Genomic DNA, 15,336 nt, shown 5'->3' with positions numbered 1-15,336 from the left:
GGAGCCGCCTCACCCGCGGCCGGAGACCCCCGCGTGCAGCACGTTGTTCCAGGGGTCGTCGAAGGTGACGGTGCGGCCGTCGTCGCGCACCGGCACCCCGCGATCCCGAAGCCGTTCGCCCAGGGCGCCGAGGGCGTCGTCGTCGGGGAGCACCAGGTCCACGCGGCCCAGGCCGAGCGCGGGCATGCGCGGGCCGGCCCCCCGAGAATTCCAGACGTTCATCGCCATGTGATGGTGGTATCCGCCGGCGCTGACGAAGACGGCCTGGTTCCCGAGGGATGCGGTCACATCGAACCCCATCGTGTCGGCGTAGAACGCGCGCGCCGTGGCGGCATCCCCGACGGACAGATGCACGTGTCCGACCGCGGCGGGATCGTCGGCGGTGGCACCGAGCGCCGCCTCATCGGTGAGATGTTCGGAGAGGAACGCGTTCGGGTCGAGGAACAGCGTCGCCATCTCGACCTGGCCGTGGGTCCACGACCACTCCGTGCGCGCTCGATCCCAGTAGAGTTCGATGCCGTTGCCCTCGGGATCGGTGAGGTAGAACGCCTGACTGACGAGATGATCGGCCGAGCCGGTGAAGCTTCCCGGGGCGTGGCGCGCGACGGAGTACAGGGCGGCGGCCAGGGCGCGCTGGCTCTCGAAGAGGATCGCGGTGTGGAACAGCCCTGCCGATCCGGGAACGGCGTGCCGGAGCGTCGGCTCATGCCGCAGCACCAGGATTGCGTGCCCGGCACGGCCGAGGGTCGCCGACGTCGCGTCCTCGGCGAGCACCTGCAGAGTGACGACGTCGCGGTAGAAGCGCATCATCGCGTCGAGATCGGCGACGAGCAGCGTCACCGCGCCCATCGAGGTCGCGGACGCCAGCCGGTCGCCGCGGGTTTTCTCATTCATGGGAATGAACAACCGCGGCGACCGTCGTGGTGTTCCGGATCACTCCGGGTCGCCGCCGAGAGCCCCGACAGCCGGGATGGGGCCACCGTCGTCGGCGCCGGTTCTGCGGGCGCGGGCGATCGCGTTGCCGAGGTGGTAGATCAGCAGCGCCGCGGCGGAGCCGATGACGATGGCTCCCAGCTGGAAGTCGCCCCACTGCATCGTGAATCCGGCGATGGCGACGACCAGCGCGACGGCTCCGGTGTACTGGTTGACCGGACGCGAGAAGTCCACGCGGTTGTCGACCCAGATCTTGATGCCGATGATGCCGATGAGGCCGTACAGCGCGGTCGTCACCCCGCCGAGCACGCCCGCGGGGATCGAGTTGAACAGCTCGCCCACCTTCGGCGACAGGCTGAGCAGGATGGCGGTTGCGCCGGCGACCCAGTACGCCGCCGTCGAGTACACCCGTGTAGCGGCCATCACGCCGATGTTCTCGCCGTAGGTGGTCGTTCCCGAGCCGCCGAACAGGCCCGCGACGGTGGTCGCCGCGCCGTCGGCGAGGAGCGCGCGGCCGGTGTGACGGTTGACCGATGCATCCGTCATCGCCGCGACCCCCCGCACGTGGCCGACGTTCTCGGCGATCAGCACCAGCACCACCGGCAGGAACATCGCGATCACCCCCCACGTCTGGGGCGAGGCGAAGTCGGCGATCTGGAAGGGCGGCAGGCCCACCCAGGCGGCCTCGTTCAGCGCCGTGAAGTCGACCTCGCCCGAGAGAAGGGCGACGACGTAGCCGACGATCACGCCGAGGAAGATCGAGATGCGGCCGAGGAAGCCGCGGAAGAGAACGCTGAACAGCACCACGGAGACGAGCGTGATGGTCGCCGTCAGGGGCTGCTGCTGGAAGTTGTCCCACGCCACCGGGGCGAGGTTGAAGCCGATGAGGGCCACGATTGCACCGGCGACGACCGGCGGCATGAGGCGGTCGATCCATCCGAGTCCGGCGACCTGCACGATCACGCCCACGGCCGCCAGCAGCACGCCGACGGCGACGATGCCCGCGAGCGCCGACCCCATGCCCGCGGTGGCGGTGGCGGCGGTGACCGGAGCGATGAATGCGAACGACGAACCCAGGTAGCTGGGAAGCTTGTTGCGCGTGATCAGCAGGAACAGGATCGTGCCCACGCCCGAGAACAGCAGCGTCGTGGGCACGGGGAATCCGGTGAGCACCGGCACGAGGAACGTCGCACCGAACATCGCGATGACATGCTGCATGCCGATCGCTATCGTGGCGGGCCAGTTCAGCCGCTCCCCGGGCGCCACCACCTTGCCGGGCTCGACGGTTCGACCGTTTCCGTGCAGGGACCAGACAGGCATACGTGCTCCTCGAGGCTGGGCGACAGGCGAATCCGCGCCGCCGACACGATATCGGGTGTCGGCGGCGGCATCCGTCAGCGCTTCGTCATGCTTTCGGCGCGTCCGGCGGGGGAGGATGGATGCATGAAGCGCGGAACCGTCGTCGCCCTCGCCGTCGCGGGCCTTCTGGTCGTCGGTGTCGGGGGCGCGGTCGCCCTGTCCGTGACCGGCGGTGGAGAGCCCGCCGCGGTCGAGACGCCCACGAGCGAGGCGGATCCCACGGGGGAGGCGGATCCCACGGGCGAGGCGGAAGAGTCCGACGCCGATGCCGGGGGGTCCGACGCGGCCGATGGCGACGAGGCGGCGGATGCCGGCGACGCGGCCGCCGGGGCCTCGCCCGGTGCGTACGTGGAGTACAGCGAGAGCGCGCTCGCCGCGGCCGAGGGCACGCGCGTGCTGTTCTTCCACGCCACGTGGTGTCCGCAGTGCCGCGCGCTCGACGACGACATCGTCGCGCAGGGCGTGCCCGACGGGGTGACCGTGCTCAAGGTCGACTACGACACGCAGCAGGACCTGCGGCAGCGATACGACGTCCGTCAGCAGACGACGGTCGTCGCGCTGGACGACAGCGGTGCCGCGACGGCGTCGTTCGTGCCCTATGACGACCCGACGCTCGAGACGGCGCTGACCGGCCTCGGCCTGGACTGATGCTCGGGCTCACGCTGGTGGCGTTCGCGGCGGGTGTGCTCACGGTGCTCGCGCCGTGCGTGCTGCCGCTGCTGCCCGTGATCGTCGGCGGCACCGCGGCGCGCACCCGGGCCGATGCCGGCATCGCCGAGCGGCAGTGGTTCCGGCCGTTGGTCATCGCGGGATCCCTGGCGGCCTCGGTGATCGCCTTCACCCTGCTGCTGAAGGCGACCTCGGCGCTCCTCGGCGTGCCGGCATGGATCTGGCAGGCCGTCTCGGGCGTCATCGTCGCCGTGCTCGGCCTCACGATGCTCTTCCCGGCGCTGTGGGAGCGGGTCACCGTCGCCACCGGGCTGCAAGCCGGCGGCGGTCGCCTGCTCGATCGCGGATACCGTCGCGGCGGGCTCACGGGCGACGTCGCCCTGGGCGCCGCGCTCGGTCCGGCCTTCAGCAGCTGCTCGCCCACCTACGCGCTCATCGTGGCGACCGTGCTTCCCGCGAGCTTCGCCGCCGGCACGGTCTACGTCACCGCCTACGCGATCGGTCTCGCGCTCGCTCTGCTCGGGGTGGCGCTCGCCGGCACGGCGATCGTGCGCAGGCTCGGCTGGCTGAGCGACCCGCACGGCGTGTTCCGCCGCGTTGTCGGCGGCATCCTGCTCGTCGTGGGGGTGGGTGTCGCGCTCGGGTGGGACCGCGTGCTCCAGACCTGGGTGCTCGACCAGGGCTGGTACGAGCCGATCGAGAACCTCGAGCGCCTTCTCCTCGGCTGACGACACCGCCTCCGGTGGGGGTCAGGCGGTGAGGCGGTCCAGGAGCTCGCGGTAGCGGGCGGCGGTGCGCTCGACGATCTCGGCGGGGAGCTCGGGAGGCGTTCCGGTCTTGTCCCAGTGCGCGGCGAGCCAGTTGCGCACGATCTGCTTGTCGAAGCTCGCCATGCGCTCGGCGGGGGTCGAGCCGTCTCGCCACGCATCCGCATCCCAGTATCGTGACGAGTCGCTCGTGAGCACCTCGTCGGCCAGGGTCAGGGTGCCCTCGGCATCGAGGCCGAACTCGAACTTCGTGTCCGCGAGGATCAGCCCCGCAGCCTCGGCAGTGGCGGCGGCGCGGGTGTAGATCGCCAGCGACGCGTCGCGCAGGGCCGCCGCCTGATCCTCGCCGACGAGCTCGACGGACTGCTCGAACGTGATGTTCTCGTCGTGCTCGCCCAGGGGGGCCTTGTAGGCCGGGGTGTAGAGCGGCTCGGGAAGGCGGTCGCCGTCCTCGAGCCCCGCCGGCAGCAGAATGCCGCAGACGGTGCCCGACGAGACGTACTCCTGATAGCCGGAACCCGTGAGGTAGCCCCGCACGACGCACTCGATCGGCAGCATGTCGAGAGAGCGCACGACCATCGCGCGGCCCGCCACCGCAGCCGGCGGCTCGGCGCCGTCGACGATGTGATTCGGAATGCGCGGACCGCCGTCGGAGCCCGCGAGGCGGTCGAACCACCACATGCTGAGGCGCGTCAGCAGTTCGCCCTTGCCCGGGATGCCGGGGGAGAGCACATGGTCGAAAGCCGACACGCGGTCGCTCGCGATCACGAGCATCCGATCGGCGTCTGCAGCGTCGGCCACGTCGGCGGGAACGTACAGGTCGCGGACCTTGCCCGAGTAGACGTGACGCCAACCGGGCAGGTCGGCCGAGGCGGGGGCGGGTGCGTCGGTGCTCACCCGCCCATTATCCCGGTCGCCCCGGGCCGCGACCTGCCGCTCCACCCGGCCGCGCGGTTCACAACTCCTCAAACGGGACATGCGCAGCGGTGAAATCGCCCCGTTCTGCCGTCGCGGCAGCCGTTTGTGCGGAGTTACGCACGCGCCGCCGCGTGGGCGGGGCGCCGCCGCGTGGCAACCGATGCGACGTGGCGGTCGGCATCCCCCGGGCGGCGACCTGCCGCTCCGCCCCGGGCGCGGTTCACAACTCCTCAAACGTGCGCGCATGTCGGGCGAAACGGCGGCGGATGAGCCCGTGGCGGTCGGAATCTGCGGAGTTGTGAACGAGCGAGCGAGGCTGCGGGAGGCGGAAAGGCCTCGAGGGCGCGTGGTTGGGGCTCAGGCGACGGAAGTGTGCACCGCGAGCGAGGCTGCAGGCGGCAGCGTGGTCGGCGTGGCCGCCGCGGCGCGATCCGAATCAGGCGTCGGCGGCGCGTGCGGCGATGTCGCGGCGGTGCTGGCCGCCCTCAAGGCCGATCGCGTCGACGCCGCGGTAGACGCGATCGCGCGCGTCTGCCAGTGACGACCCGACGCCGACGACGCTCAGCACGCGTCCGCCGGTGGCGAGGAATTCGCCGTCGTGCAGCGCGGTCGCGGCGTGGGCGAGGTGCACCCCGTCGAGGGCTTCGGCCCGGTCGAGGCCTGACAGTGTGCGTCCGGTCGCCGGGGATGCGGGATACCCCTCGCTCGCGATCACGACGGTGACCGTCGCGGCATCCGAGAACGACGGGCGGTCGTGGTCCTCGAGGTGTCCCGACGCCGCGGCCAGCAGCAGCTCCGACAGCGGATCGGCGAGGCGCGGAAGCACGACCTGCGTCTCGGGGTCGCCGAACCGCGCATTGAATTCGATCACCTTCACACCCGTGTCGGTGAGGATGAGGCCCGCGTACAGAAGCCCGATGAACGGCGTACCCTCGGCATCGAGCTGGCGGATGACGGGCTCGGCGATCTCGCGGGTGACGAGGTCGACGAAGGCGTCTTCGCCGCCGAAGCCGTCGGCCAGCCACGGCAGTGGTGAGTAGGCGCCCATGCCGCCGGTGTTGGGACCGGCGTCGTCGTCGGCGAGGCGCTTGAAGTCCTGTGCCGGGCTGAGCGGTAGTACGTGGTCGCCGTCGGACAGGAAGAACAGCGAGACCTCGGGGCCGGCCAGGAACTCCTCGACGAGCACCGGCCCGCTCGGGAGATACTGCGCGGCGTGGGCGAGGGCGGCGTCGCGGTCGCCGGTGACGATGACGCCCTTGCCCGCGGCGAGTCCGTCGGCCTTCACGACGTGCGGCGAGCCGAGGTCGTCGAGGGCGGCCTCGACCTCGTCCGGCGTGGCGGCGCGCACGGCGCGGCCGGTCGGCACGCCGGCGGCATCCATCACCCGCTTGGCGAAGGCCTTCGAGCCCTCCAGCTGCGCGGCGGCGGCGCCCGGACCGAAGACGGGGATGCCGCGCTCGCGGAGTGCGTCGGCGACGCCCGCCACGAGGGGCGCCTCAGGGCCGATGACGACCAGGTCGACGGCGTTCTCCATGGCGAACGTGGTCACCGCGACGGGATCGTTCGGGTCGAGGCTGACCAGAGTGGCGTCACGCCCCATGCCGGCATTCCCCGGCGCAGCAAGGATGTCGTGCGCGGCCTGCTCGGACCGGAGAGCGAGGATGATGGCGTGCTCGCGGGCACCCGAGCCGAGAACGAGGATCTTCACCCCGCCAGCCTAACCGCGGCCTTCTTCCGCCTTCTCGTCTTCCGGCCCTTGACCTTCGCCGTCTGGGCCCTCCTCCGCCTTCTCGTCTTCCGGCGCTTGACCTTCGCCGTCTGGACCCTCCTCCCTCATCCGCGCCTCAACTCAGGCTGTGTGTCGGCTTGTGGCTGAAGACAGCCGGGTTTCGGGGTAGATCCCGCTCCCAGCCTGAGTTAGGGCCGGGTGGCCTGGGTCGGAGGGCCGGGTGGCCGGGTGGCCGGGTGGTCGAAGGGCCGGGTGGCTGGGTCGGAGGGCCGGGTGGTCGGAGGGTCGGGTGGCTGGTGGCGAGCGGCCGGTGGCGGGTAGGTCAGCGTCGGCCGTGGTGTGTGGCCGTGCGGCGGGGCTGCTCGGCGATTGCGCCTCCTGCGCCGTGCCCCAACTCAGGACGGGTGTCGGGTTGTGGCCGAATAGGCCGGATTTTGGAAGTCGATGCCGCCCCCAGCCTGAGTTAGGACCGGGTGAGACGCGGCGGGGGCCAGGATCCGCGGGTGGCCGGTGGCCGGTGGCCGGTGCGGGTGGCGGGTGGCGGGGTCGGGAGGTCCGGGATCGCCGGTTGCCGGGATGGCGGGTGGCGGGTGGCGACGGCCGAGCGGGGATAGCCTCAAGGAATGGCTCGGAAGATCACGACGGATGAAGGCCGCGCCGCGCTCGCGGCTGTGAGCGGCGCCGCGGCGGCCGGCGGCGAACCCGTCCGCGCCGACCTCGGCACCGGCGTGCGTTACCTGCTGCAGTTGCTCGCCGAGAAGGCGCCGGGGAACTCCGTCGAGGTGCGCGTGCCGCCGTTCGGCGCCGTCCAGGTCGTGGAAGGTCCGCGCCACACCCGAGGAACTCCGCCGAACGTCGTCGAAATGACGCCCGCCACGTGGATCGCCCTGGCGACGGGAGAGTCGACATGGTCGGATGTCGCCGGCACCGCGCAGCTGAGCGCGTCGGGCACGCGTGCCCGGGAGATCGCCGCTCTGCTTCCGCTCCGGCCCTGACGGACTGTGCGATGCCCGGGCGGGTGCGGGAATGCGCCGGCGCGGCGGGTGGGATAGATTAGGTTAGCCCACCCTAAGTAGGCGATTTTTCGCCTCGTGCATGTCAGGAGTCCGCGTGCGCTCTGCCCGTTCGACCCCCTCTCCCCGCCCCATCGGACCCGCGCACGCCGCCGGCCCCGCCCGCCGGGTCCGTGTCGTCCTGGCTTCCGCCCTCGCGACATCCGTTGGCGCTCTCACCGCGGTCGCCGCGGCGCCCGCCGCGACCGCGGCGACGACGCCGACCCCGGAGGCGACCACCTGTCAGGTCGTCGAGGCCCACGCGTCATGGGGGTTCAAGGAGTCCTTCCGGTCCTACATCTCGGGATCGATCGCGCACGGTGAATGGGAGACCTCGGGGGACGTGTCCTACGCCACGCCGGAGTTCCTCTTCGCGTCATCGGCGGGTGAGGTCTCCTCCGACGGTTCTGCCGGGACGGTCCCGGTCGACGGCGGCATCCACTTCACCGGCCACGACGGGCTTCTCGACACGACGGTCGAGAACCCTTCGCTCGTCATCGTCGACGCCGCCACGGCGCAGATCGTCGTCGACATCACCGGCGTCTCGATGGAAGATGCGATGGCCGGAGACGCCACCGCTGAGACGCTGACCGAGGTCGGCTTCGTCGAGGTCGACCTCGGGGGGATGACCGTGACCACCGACGGCGACAGCGTCACCCTCGCGGTCGAGGATGCTCCGACAGCGATCACCGAAGACGGGTTCGCCGCGTTCGGCAGCTACGAGCCGGGTACCGCCTTCGATCCGCTGAGCTTCACCATCGTCGCCGAGTGCCCGGCCGCCGCCTCTCCGACCCCCGAGCCCAGCACGTCGACCGTTGACGCCGCCGCAGTCGACGTCGATCCGCCGGCGGCGACCGCCGACAACGCCTCGTGGCTCGTGTGGACCGGCATCGGCGCGGTGATCGCGGCGGCGGCGACGGCTGCCGTCGTCGTGCCGCGCCGCCGTCGTCGCGGAGGCGATTCCGAGGTGGCCCCGTGAGACGACGCGCGACGGTCATGCTCTTGGGCGTCCTTCTGATCGTCACGGGATGCGCAACCGCGCCTTCCGCTGCGGACGAGACCGTGACGGCCTCCGCCCAGGTGCCGTTGAGCGACGTCGTGCCGCTGGCGGATCCGCGCGCGTGGACGGGGGAGTCCACGGCGGTCATCGACGAGGCGGAGATTGTGCCGGTGGTCGAATCCCCGTCGCAGGAGCTGCCGGCCGAGGTCGTCTCGCACGACCTCGGCGGCGACACCGACGTCGTCGTCTCCGACACGTCGCGCGTGGTCGCGATGGATCTCTCGGGGTCGCTCGCCGCCACCGTGTGGGGCCTCGGCTTCGGTGAGACGCTCGTCGGCCGCGACGTGTCGACGACCTTCCCAGGCGCCGTGGATCTGCCCGTCATCACCACCGACGGCCACAGCGTCAATGCCGAGGCGGTCATCGCCCTGGCGCCCACACTGGTCCTCACCGACGGGAGCATCGGGCCACGGGATGTGGTCGAGCAGCTTCGTGACGTCGGCATCACGGTCGTCTTCGTCGAGGAGTCCGCCTCCCTCGACGGGGCCGCCGAGCTCGCGCGCGACGTCGCTGCGGTGTTCGGTGCCCCCGAAGCCGGAGAGCTCCTGGCCGATCGGATCGACGCCGAGCTCGCCGAGGTGTCCGCCCAGATCGCACGTCTCGCGCCTTCCGATCCGGATGATCGGCTGCGCATGGTGTTCCTCTACCTGCGGGGCACGGCCGGGGTCTACTACCTGTTCGGCGAAGAATCCGGGGCCGACACCCTGATCGAAGGCCTCGGGGGCGTGGATGTGGCCGGAGAACTCGGGTGGCGGGGGATGCAACCGCTCACGGACGAGGCCATGGTCGCCGCCGATCCTGACCTCATCCTCGTCATGACCGGTGGCATCGAATCCGTGGGCGGTGTGGATGGACTGCTCGCCGACAAGCCGGCCATCGCCCTCACCTCAGCCGGCGAGCACCGCCGCTTCGTGGACATGGCCGACGGGCAGATCCTCTCCTTCGGGCCGCGATCGGCCGACGTGCTCGCTGCGCTCGCCCGGGCGATCTACGCCCCGGACGAGCGGTGACCGCTCCCGCGGCGACCACTCCGGCCGCTACCGCGCGTCGTGTGCGTCGGAGCGTCGTCATCGGATCAGGACTGCTGCTGCTGGTCATCGGCATCGTGCTTTCGGCCGGCATCGGGCAGCTGCCGATCGGCCCCCCGGAGGTGGTCGGATCGCTGTTGCGCGCCGCCGGGATCGACAACGCCTGGGCGCCGGTGGACCCGCTCATCGAGCAGACGCTCTGGCAGATCCGGCTCCCTCGCGTGGTGATGTCGGTCGCGGTCGGCGCGCTCCTCGCCGTTGCCGGGGCCGTGATGCAGGCGATCTTCGCCAATCCGCTGGCCGAGCCCGGCGTCGTCGGTGTCTCCTCGGGCGCCGCCGTCGGTGCGGCGATCGCCATCACGATCGGCGCGACGGCCTTCGGCTCCTGGGGCAGCGCGCTCTTCGCGTTCGCCGGCGGACTCGCGGCCACGCTCGTCGTCTATGCCGCGGCGCGCTCGCAGGGGCGCACCGAGGCCGTCACCCTGCTGCTCACCGGAATCGCCGTGAACGCGTTCGCGGGAGCGGCGCTGGCTCTGCTCATGTTCGTCGGCGACACCGCCTCGCGGGAGCAGATCATCTTCTGGCAGCTCGGATCGATGAACGGCACCCGGTGGTCGGAGGTGGCGATCACGGTCGTCGTGGGCACGGCGGCCGCGGCCGCCACGATCGGCCTCGCGCGGCGGTACGACCTTCTCGCGCTCGGCGATCGCACCGCGGCGCACCTCGGCGTGAAGATCGAGAGGCTGCGTCTGGTCTCGATCGTGCTGGTGGCTCTCCTCACCGGTGTCGCGGTCGCGTTCGTTGGCATCATCGCGTTCGTCGGCCTCGTCGTGCCGCATGTCGCCCGCATGCTCCTGGGTCCCTCGAACCGGGTCCTGCTTCCGGTGTCGTTGATCGGAGGCGCGACGATGCTCGTCTACGCCGACCTCCTCGCCCGCACCATCGTGCCCGCGGCCGACCTGCCGATCGGCGTTCTCACCTCGCTCATCGGCGGCCCCTTCTTCTTCTGGCTCATCCGCCGCAACCGGCGCCGCGCTGGAGGATGGGCATGACCGCCGCGGCGATCGCCGCGCGGCACGTCACGTATCGCGTCGGGTCGACGACCATCCTCGACGACGTGTCCATCGAGGTCGCGTACGGGCGCCTTCTCGCGCTCGTCGGGCCCAACGGCGCGGGCAAGTCGTCGCTCCTGCGTGTGCTCACCGGTGACGCGCATCCCGCCCCTGGCGAGGTGCTGATGGATGGCGCGCCGATGCGCGCCCTGTCTCCGCGCGAGCTCTCCCGCCGGCGTGCGGTTCTGCCGCAGGAGAATCAGGTGGCCTTCGCGTTCACGGCCCGCGAGGTGATCGAGATGGGCCGCTCTCCCTGGATCGGCACGGATCGCGCCGACCTCGACGTCGACGTGATGAGCCGGGCGATCCATCGTGCTGACGTCGGCCATCTGCTCGACCGCGAAGTGCCCTCGCTGTCCGGGGGCGAACGAGCTCGCGTCTCGCTGGCACGCGTGCTTGCGCAGGACACGGCCGTGGTGATGCTCGATGAGCCGACTGCCGCTCTGGATCTGAGGCATCAGGAGGACGTGCTCAGCACCGCGCGGGATCTCGCCCGGGATGGCCGGGCCGTCGTGGTCGTGCTGCACGATCTCTCCCTCGCGGCCGCCTACGCGGACGATGTCGCGATGGTCGACCGTGGATCGGTGGTGGCGCACGGATCTCCGCAGACGGTGCTGACGGGGGATCGGGTCGAGGAGATCTACGGTACGCCGGTGCGCGTAGCGGCCGACCACGATACGGGGCGGCCGCTCATCCTGCCGCGGCGAACGGTCGGCTGACAAACGCCTGAGAGTAGGTTAGGTTAACCTCAGCAAGGTTTGCCTAACCTCAAACTTTGACGCGCAATGGAGCGCATTCTCGTTTCCTTCCTTCCCGAGGAGTACCCGTGGATATTGCTGTGCGTGCACGTTGGCGCGCTCTGGCGAGCGTTCTCATCGCCGCCCTCATCGCCTCCGCCTCCATCGTCGGCGTCGCCCTTCCCGCGCACGCCGCGGTCGGTGTCTCCGTTCCCGAGGCTCCCCGAGAGGGCGGCACGGTGACGGTGAGCGGTTCAGGATTCGATCCGTCGGGGTTCGGCATCTACCTGGGTCTGCGCGTCGTCGGAGCGGCTGAAGACACCTACACCGTCTGGATCGACGACACGAACACCACGGGAGAGATCCCCGGGTTGGGTGCCACGGCTCCGATGAACGCCGACGGCTCCTTCGCCGTCGAGGTGCCCGTTCCCGCCTTCGCCGAGGGTGTGTCGTACGCGGTCGTCACGCGCGCGGCGCACGGTGTCCAGGACCCGACGCAGGCGTCGACGACGCCCGTCGCGTACGCCGCGGCGCCTGAGCCGGAGCCGACCGTGGATCCCGAACCCGAGCCGACGACGGAGCCAGAGCCGGAGCCGACCGTCGACCCGACGCCGGAGCCCACGGTCGACCCGACGCCGGAGCCCACTCCGACGACCTCTCCGACGCCGGAGCCGAAGCCGGTTGTGCCGACGCTGAGTGTGTCGCAGGTGACGGATCTGGATCCGGAGGGTGCGACGATCACCGTCACGGGTGAGGGGTACAGCACGGAGGCGCTGGCGATCTACGGACCTTCCGCTGGTCAGCCCGCCGGTGTGTATGCGCAGGTCGGTTGGCTTGCTGACACGTGGCGTCCGTCGGAGGGTGCGGCTTCGTCCGACCGTTCGAACGCGTACTCGGTGTGGGTGCAGGGTGCCAACGAGGTAGCGCCGTATGTGAAGTGGACCGATAACGGAGACGGCACCGCCGATTTCGTGTGGGAGGTCACGATCGACCAGGAGGCTCTCGCGGAGGAGGAGATCCCGGGTGGGCGCCTGGCCGTCTTCACCGTCGGTGCCGGTGGTGTCGTTCAGGCAGTCAACGAGCTCGCCGTCGACATCGCCTTCGCCGAGCCCGAGCCCGAGCCCGAGCCGGTCGGACCGACGCTGACGGTCGCTCCGGATGCGGATCTCGACCCGGCCGTGGAGAACATCCTCACGGTGAGCGGCGAGGGGTACGAGGGTGCGGGCGCCGTCAACGGCGTCTACGTGCTCTTCGGCGAGACCGCCGTGTGGTCAGGCGAGACGCCGCTGCCGAGCGATGGGTGGATCACCCAGGGATGGGTCATGCCCGCTCAGATCGTCGACGGTGCCTTCACGACGACGGTGACCGTTCCTGCGGGATCGATGGAGACCGGGGTGGACTACCAGGTGGCGACGAGCGCGGCGCACGGCCTCTCGCAGACCGACCGGTCGATGGATGCCTTCGCGGCCGTGACCGTCGCCGAGCCGACGGAGCCGTACATCGCCTTCCAGGGCGGCTCGACCGTCCGCCAGGGCGAGGAGCTGACCATCACGGCGGGCGGGCTCGAGGCCGGGAGCACGGTCACCGCGACCGCGTTCTCCGACCCGGTCGTGATCGGGTCGCAGACGGTGACCGACTCCGGCCGTGCCTCGTTCGCGTGGACCGTGCCTGCGGACTTCCCGGTCGGCGAGCACCGCATCGAACTCTCCGCGGCGGGAGAGGTGATCGTCTCGGCTCCCTTCGTGGTCGAATCGGCCGCCCAGCTGCCGACGGTCGACGCGGACCCGGTCGCCGCCGACACAGCCGATGCCTGCGTGGCGCGCGACGTCTCCGGAGCGACCCTGCAGTGGAGCGTGAAGGAGAGCTTCCGGTCCTACATCGACGGTCCGATCGCGAACGGCTCGTACTCGATCGGGTGGGGAGCGGGATCGGGCGCCTACAGCACCGAGACCGACCGCGGACTCGTCTCGTACGGCGGATCGGCCACCTTCACCGGCCACGACGGACTTCTGGACCTGACGATCTCCAGCCCGCGCATCCAGGTGCACAGTGCGACCTCCGCGTCGTTGATCGTCGACGTGCAGTCGGCGGGCTACAACGGCAGCTCTGACGTGAACGCATCGGGCGTGGTCTTCGCTTCGCTGTCGTTGCCGGCGGCAGCGGAGTCCGGGTCCCAGGTCAGCTGGACGGGCGCCGCCGCCACCCTCACGGCCGCCGGCGCAGAGGCCTTCGCCGGCTTCTACGAGGCGGGCACGGCGCTCGACCCGGTGTCGTTCGCCTTCCCGCTGGGGGCGGAGGTCGAGTGCGACTCGACCACCGATGGAAGCCTCGCTGCCACGGGTGGCGAGCAGCAGGGCGGTCTCGCGTGGGCGGCCCTCGGAATGCTGATCGCCGGCGCCGCTCTGGTGGTCGCCCGCCGCCGCACGGCCGCATCCGTGCGATGAGACTCACGGCGCGTCGCCCCGGGTTCCGCGGCGCGCCGTGACACATCCCTCCGTCGAGTGTCCGCACTCGGCGGAGGGATCCTCGTCGTTGGTGAGGGGCACAGCCTCGAGTGGGATGATGGAGGCATGGACGAGAAGCTCACCGTGCGCCGCGCGCCCAAGTACGGCGTGTTCCTCGCCCTCGGCGCGGCCCTCGGCATCCTCGCCGCGATGATCCTCACCTTCTCGTTCAGCGGAACGTTCGACGAGAGCCCGAACACCGGGCTCGTCTACGACCAGGGGCAGGTCTTCGGCTTCCTCCTGCTGATCTGCATTCCCGTCGGTCTCGCCGTGACGGGAGGCCTCGCGCTCATCCTGGACCGCACGGTCGGACGCCGCACCCGGTCGGTGCGCGTCGATCACACGGTCGACCACGACGACGAATAGGGGATTGTCCCGGCGTCGGCGCGGGGCGAGAATGGGGGCATGAGCCGCGCGAGGCTCGGCCTCACCCCCGAAGACGACGGACACGAACACGTCGTCCATGAGGAGTGGGATTCGGTGCGGGTCCGGCGCGCCCCGAGAGTCGGCCGGATCATGGGAACGGGCCTTGTCGCCGGTCTCCTCGTCGCTGTCTTTCTGACCATGACGTCGGTGGCCGACCCCGACGGCCCGATGTCCACGGGCCTGTCCGGTGTCATGCGCGTCTTCGGGGTCATGGCGATCCTCTCGATCGGCGCCGGTCTTCTCCTGGCGGGCCTGGTCGTCATCGTGCTCGACCGATTCACCTCCCCCCGCGGCCGTTCGGGCGTGGCCGAGCACGCCACGACGCTGACCGACGACCTCGTCTCGCCGATGACGGATGAGATCCCGCAGTGGGTCCGCGACGCCGACGAGATCGATCCCGATCGGCGGTGACCTGAGGGGCGGACCGGTTCAGGCCAGCTCGGCGATGATCGGATGGATGGCCGCGTCGAACGCGGCGACATCCCCCCGCAGTCCATCGGTCACCGCGATCGTGAGCGATCCGATCCACCACACGCCGCGCTGCGTGAGCGGGAGCACCTGCACGTTCAATTCGAAGGAATGCGCACGCCGTCCCACCTGCCTCTCGTGCTCGGCGATCGCGCTGGCGTAGGCGCGGTAGGCGGAGTGCGTGCCGCTGGCCGACGCATGGCGGTACCGCTCGGCCGCGGATTGCGAATACGCCAGCGCCGCCTCCGCGTGCGGGACCACCGCGCGTCGCAGCACGTCGCTGCCTTCGACCGGCAGCGCCAGGAGGGTCTCGAAGTCTTCGACGAGATCCAGCGGAACGGTCGAGGGATGCGCCTGCGGCTCGACCGTCATCGCCCAGTACTCCCGCCACTCGCGTTCGAGGCGCAGATGGCGCTCATCCGGCATCGGCGGAACGACGCTCGGCACGCCCCGCAGCGCGGGGAGCTCATCGGGCGAGCGGATGCCGAGCGCCTGGCGCAGGTAGAGCGCGAGCAGCACCGGCCGGCTCGCGTCTTCGCGAACCCTCCAGTCCGGCCCCCCGGCGTTCATGCGG

The 15,336-nt window shown here is 70.9% G+C and carries 15 protein-coding genes; 10 read left to right on the top strand and 5 right to left on the bottom strand.

The genetic code is table 11. The features are described 5' to 3' along the window. Positions 1 to 9: 9 nt before the first annotated feature. Together ACGG9C_RS09625 and ACGG9C_RS09620 are read right to left on the bottom strand one after the other, a co-directional pair. On the bottom strand, positions 10 to 894 hold the full coding sequence (locus ACGG9C_RS09625) for a VOC family protein (protein WP_071043405.1): 885 nt from the start codon (positions 892 to 894) through the stop codon (positions 10 to 12). Positions 895 to 933: 39 nt separating this feature from the next. Next, complete coding sequence (locus tag ACGG9C_RS09620; protein WP_194384311.1) at positions 934 to 2,253, bottom strand: uracil-xanthine permease family protein; 1,320 nt, start codon at positions 2,251 to 2,253, stop codon at positions 934 to 936. A gap of 123 nt (positions 2,254 to 2,376) precedes the next feature. Between ACGG9C_RS09620 and ACGG9C_RS09615 the strand changes: the two genes are divergently transcribed. Further along, positions 2,377 to 2,940, top strand: coding sequence for a thioredoxin family protein (locus ACGG9C_RS09615; protein WP_390178592.1), 564 nt, complete (start codon positions 2,377 to 2,379; stop codon positions 2,938 to 2,940). Next, a complete protein-coding gene (locus ACGG9C_RS09610; RefSeq protein ID WP_286717506.1) occupies positions 2,940 to 3,689 on the top strand; it encodes a cytochrome c biogenesis CcdA family protein in 750 nt (249 codons plus the stop codon). Before ACGG9C_RS09615 ends, ACGG9C_RS09610 begins: the two co-directional genes overlap by 1 nt. 21 nt (positions 3,690 to 3,710) lie before the next feature. Here the strand turns inward: ACGG9C_RS09610 and ACGG9C_RS09605 are convergent, their stop codons facing one another. Beyond that, positions 3,711 to 4,625 (bottom strand): phosphoribosylaminoimidazolesuccinocarboxamide synthase, encoded by a 915-nt coding sequence (locus ACGG9C_RS09605; protein ID WP_228480894.1) that lies wholly within the window; start codon positions 4,623 to 4,625, stop codon positions 3,711 to 3,713. A 457-nt stretch (positions 4,626 to 5,082) separates the two neighbouring features. Beyond that, positions 5,083 to 6,354 carry a phosphoribosylamine--glycine ligase gene (gene purD, locus ACGG9C_RS09600; RefSeq protein WP_194384315.1) on the bottom strand — a complete coding sequence of 424 codons (1,272 nt, stop codon included), beginning with the start codon at positions 6,352 to 6,354 and terminating at the stop codon, positions 5,083 to 5,085. A gap of 644 nt (positions 6,355 to 6,998) precedes the next feature. Here purD and ACGG9C_RS09595 point away from each other — a divergent pair. The 8 genes from ACGG9C_RS09595 to ACGG9C_RS09560 all read left to right on the top strand — a co-directional run bounded on the left by ACGG9C_RS09595 (position 6,999) and on the right by ACGG9C_RS09560 (position 14,705). Continuing rightward, complete coding sequence (locus tag ACGG9C_RS09595; RefSeq protein ID WP_194384316.1) at positions 6,999 to 7,370, top strand: sterol carrier family protein; 372 nt, start codon at positions 6,999 to 7,001, stop codon at positions 7,368 to 7,370. A gap of 115 nt (positions 7,371 to 7,485) precedes the next feature. Next, complete coding sequence (locus ACGG9C_RS09590; protein WP_194384317.1) at positions 7,486 to 8,406, top strand: HtaA domain-containing protein; 921 nt, start codon at positions 7,486 to 7,488, stop codon at positions 8,404 to 8,406. Further along, positions 8,403 to 9,497 carry a hemin ABC transporter substrate-binding protein gene (locus ACGG9C_RS09585; protein WP_228480895.1) on the top strand — a complete coding sequence of 365 codons (1,095 nt, stop codon included), beginning with the start codon at positions 8,403 to 8,405 and terminating at the stop codon, positions 9,495 to 9,497. Before ACGG9C_RS09590 ends, ACGG9C_RS09585 begins: the two co-directional genes overlap by 4 nt. Beyond that, positions 9,494 to 10,567, top strand: a complete 1,074-nt coding sequence (locus ACGG9C_RS09580) for an iron ABC transporter permease (protein WP_194384318.1) — start codon at positions 9,494 to 9,496, stop codon at positions 10,565 to 10,567. The genes ACGG9C_RS09585 and ACGG9C_RS09580 overlap by 4 nt, the downstream gene beginning before the upstream one ends. Further along, positions 10,564 to 11,346 carry a heme ABC transporter ATP-binding protein gene (locus ACGG9C_RS09575; RefSeq protein WP_194384319.1) on the top strand — a complete coding sequence of 261 codons (783 nt, stop codon included), beginning with the start codon at positions 10,564 to 10,566 and terminating at the stop codon, positions 11,344 to 11,346. The genes ACGG9C_RS09580 and ACGG9C_RS09575 overlap by 4 nt, the downstream gene beginning before the upstream one ends. A gap of 119 nt (positions 11,347 to 11,465) precedes the next feature. Next, positions 11,466 to 13,808 (top strand): HtaA domain-containing protein, encoded by a 2,343-nt coding sequence (locus ACGG9C_RS09570; protein ID WP_390178591.1) that lies wholly within the window; start codon positions 11,466 to 11,468, stop codon positions 13,806 to 13,808. A 126-nt stretch (positions 13,809 to 13,934) separates the two neighbouring features. Next, positions 13,935 to 14,234, top strand: a complete 300-nt coding sequence (locus ACGG9C_RS09565; protein WP_194384321.1) for a potassium transporter Trk — start codon at positions 13,935 to 13,937, stop codon at positions 14,232 to 14,234. Between the two features lie 39 nt (positions 14,235 to 14,273). Then, on the top strand, positions 14,274 to 14,705 hold the full coding sequence (locus ACGG9C_RS09560) for a hypothetical protein (RefSeq protein WP_194384322.1): 432 nt from the start codon (positions 14,274 to 14,276) through the stop codon (positions 14,703 to 14,705). A gap of 18 nt (positions 14,706 to 14,723) precedes the next feature. Here the strand turns inward: ACGG9C_RS09560 and ACGG9C_RS09555 are convergent, their stop codons facing one another. Beyond that, positions 14,724 to 15,332 carry a zinc-binding alcohol dehydrogenase gene (locus ACGG9C_RS09555; RefSeq protein ID WP_194384323.1) on the bottom strand — a complete coding sequence of 203 codons (609 nt, stop codon included), beginning with the start codon at positions 15,330 to 15,332 and terminating at the stop codon, positions 14,724 to 14,726. Between the last annotated feature and the right edge of the window lie 4 nt (positions 15,333 to 15,336).

Origin of the sequence: Microbacterium sp. MTN4-26 (genome assembly GCF_042846595.1) — a bacterium.
In the GTDB taxonomy this organism is placed as follows: domain Bacteria; phylum Actinomycetota; class Actinomycetes; order Actinomycetales; family Microbacteriaceae; genus Microbacterium; species Microbacterium luteum.
This window is presented reverse-complemented; position numbering and strand designations above follow the sequence as displayed.

Excerpts from the sequence above, each read along its gene's own strand:
- ACGG9C_RS09625 (WP_071043405.1), bottom strand. The coding sequence starts at position 894 with ATGAATGAGAAAACCCGCGGCGACCGGCTGGCGTCCGCGACCTCGATG.
- ACGG9C_RS09620 (WP_194384311.1), bottom strand. The coding sequence starts at position 2,253 with ATGCCTGTCTGGTCCCTGCACGGAAACGGTCGAACCGTCGAGCCCGGC.
- ACGG9C_RS09615 (WP_390178592.1), top strand. The coding sequence starts at position 2,377 with ATGAAGCGCGGAACCGTCGTCGCCCTCGCCGTCGCGGGCCTTCTGGTC.
- ACGG9C_RS09610 (WP_286717506.1), top strand. The coding sequence starts at position 2,940 with ATGCTCGGGCTCACGCTGGTGGCGTTCGCGGCGGGTGTGCTCACGGTG.
- ACGG9C_RS09595 (WP_194384316.1), top strand. The coding sequence starts at position 6,999 with ATGGCTCGGAAGATCACGACGGATGAAGGCCGCGCCGCGCTCGCGGCT.
- ACGG9C_RS09575 (WP_194384319.1), top strand. The coding sequence starts at position 10,564 with ATGACCGCCGCGGCGATCGCCGCGCGGCACGTCACGTATCGCGTCGGG.
- ACGG9C_RS09565 (WP_194384321.1), top strand. The coding sequence starts at position 13,935 with ATGGACGAGAAGCTCACCGTGCGCCGCGCGCCCAAGTACGGCGTGTTC.
- ACGG9C_RS09560 (WP_194384322.1), top strand. The coding sequence starts at position 14,274 with ATGAGCCGCGCGAGGCTCGGCCTCACCCCCGAAGACGACGGACACGAA.
- ACGG9C_RS09555 (WP_194384323.1), bottom strand. The coding sequence starts at position 15,332 with ATGAACGCCGGGGGGCCGGACTGGAGGGTTCGCGAAGACGCGAGCCGG.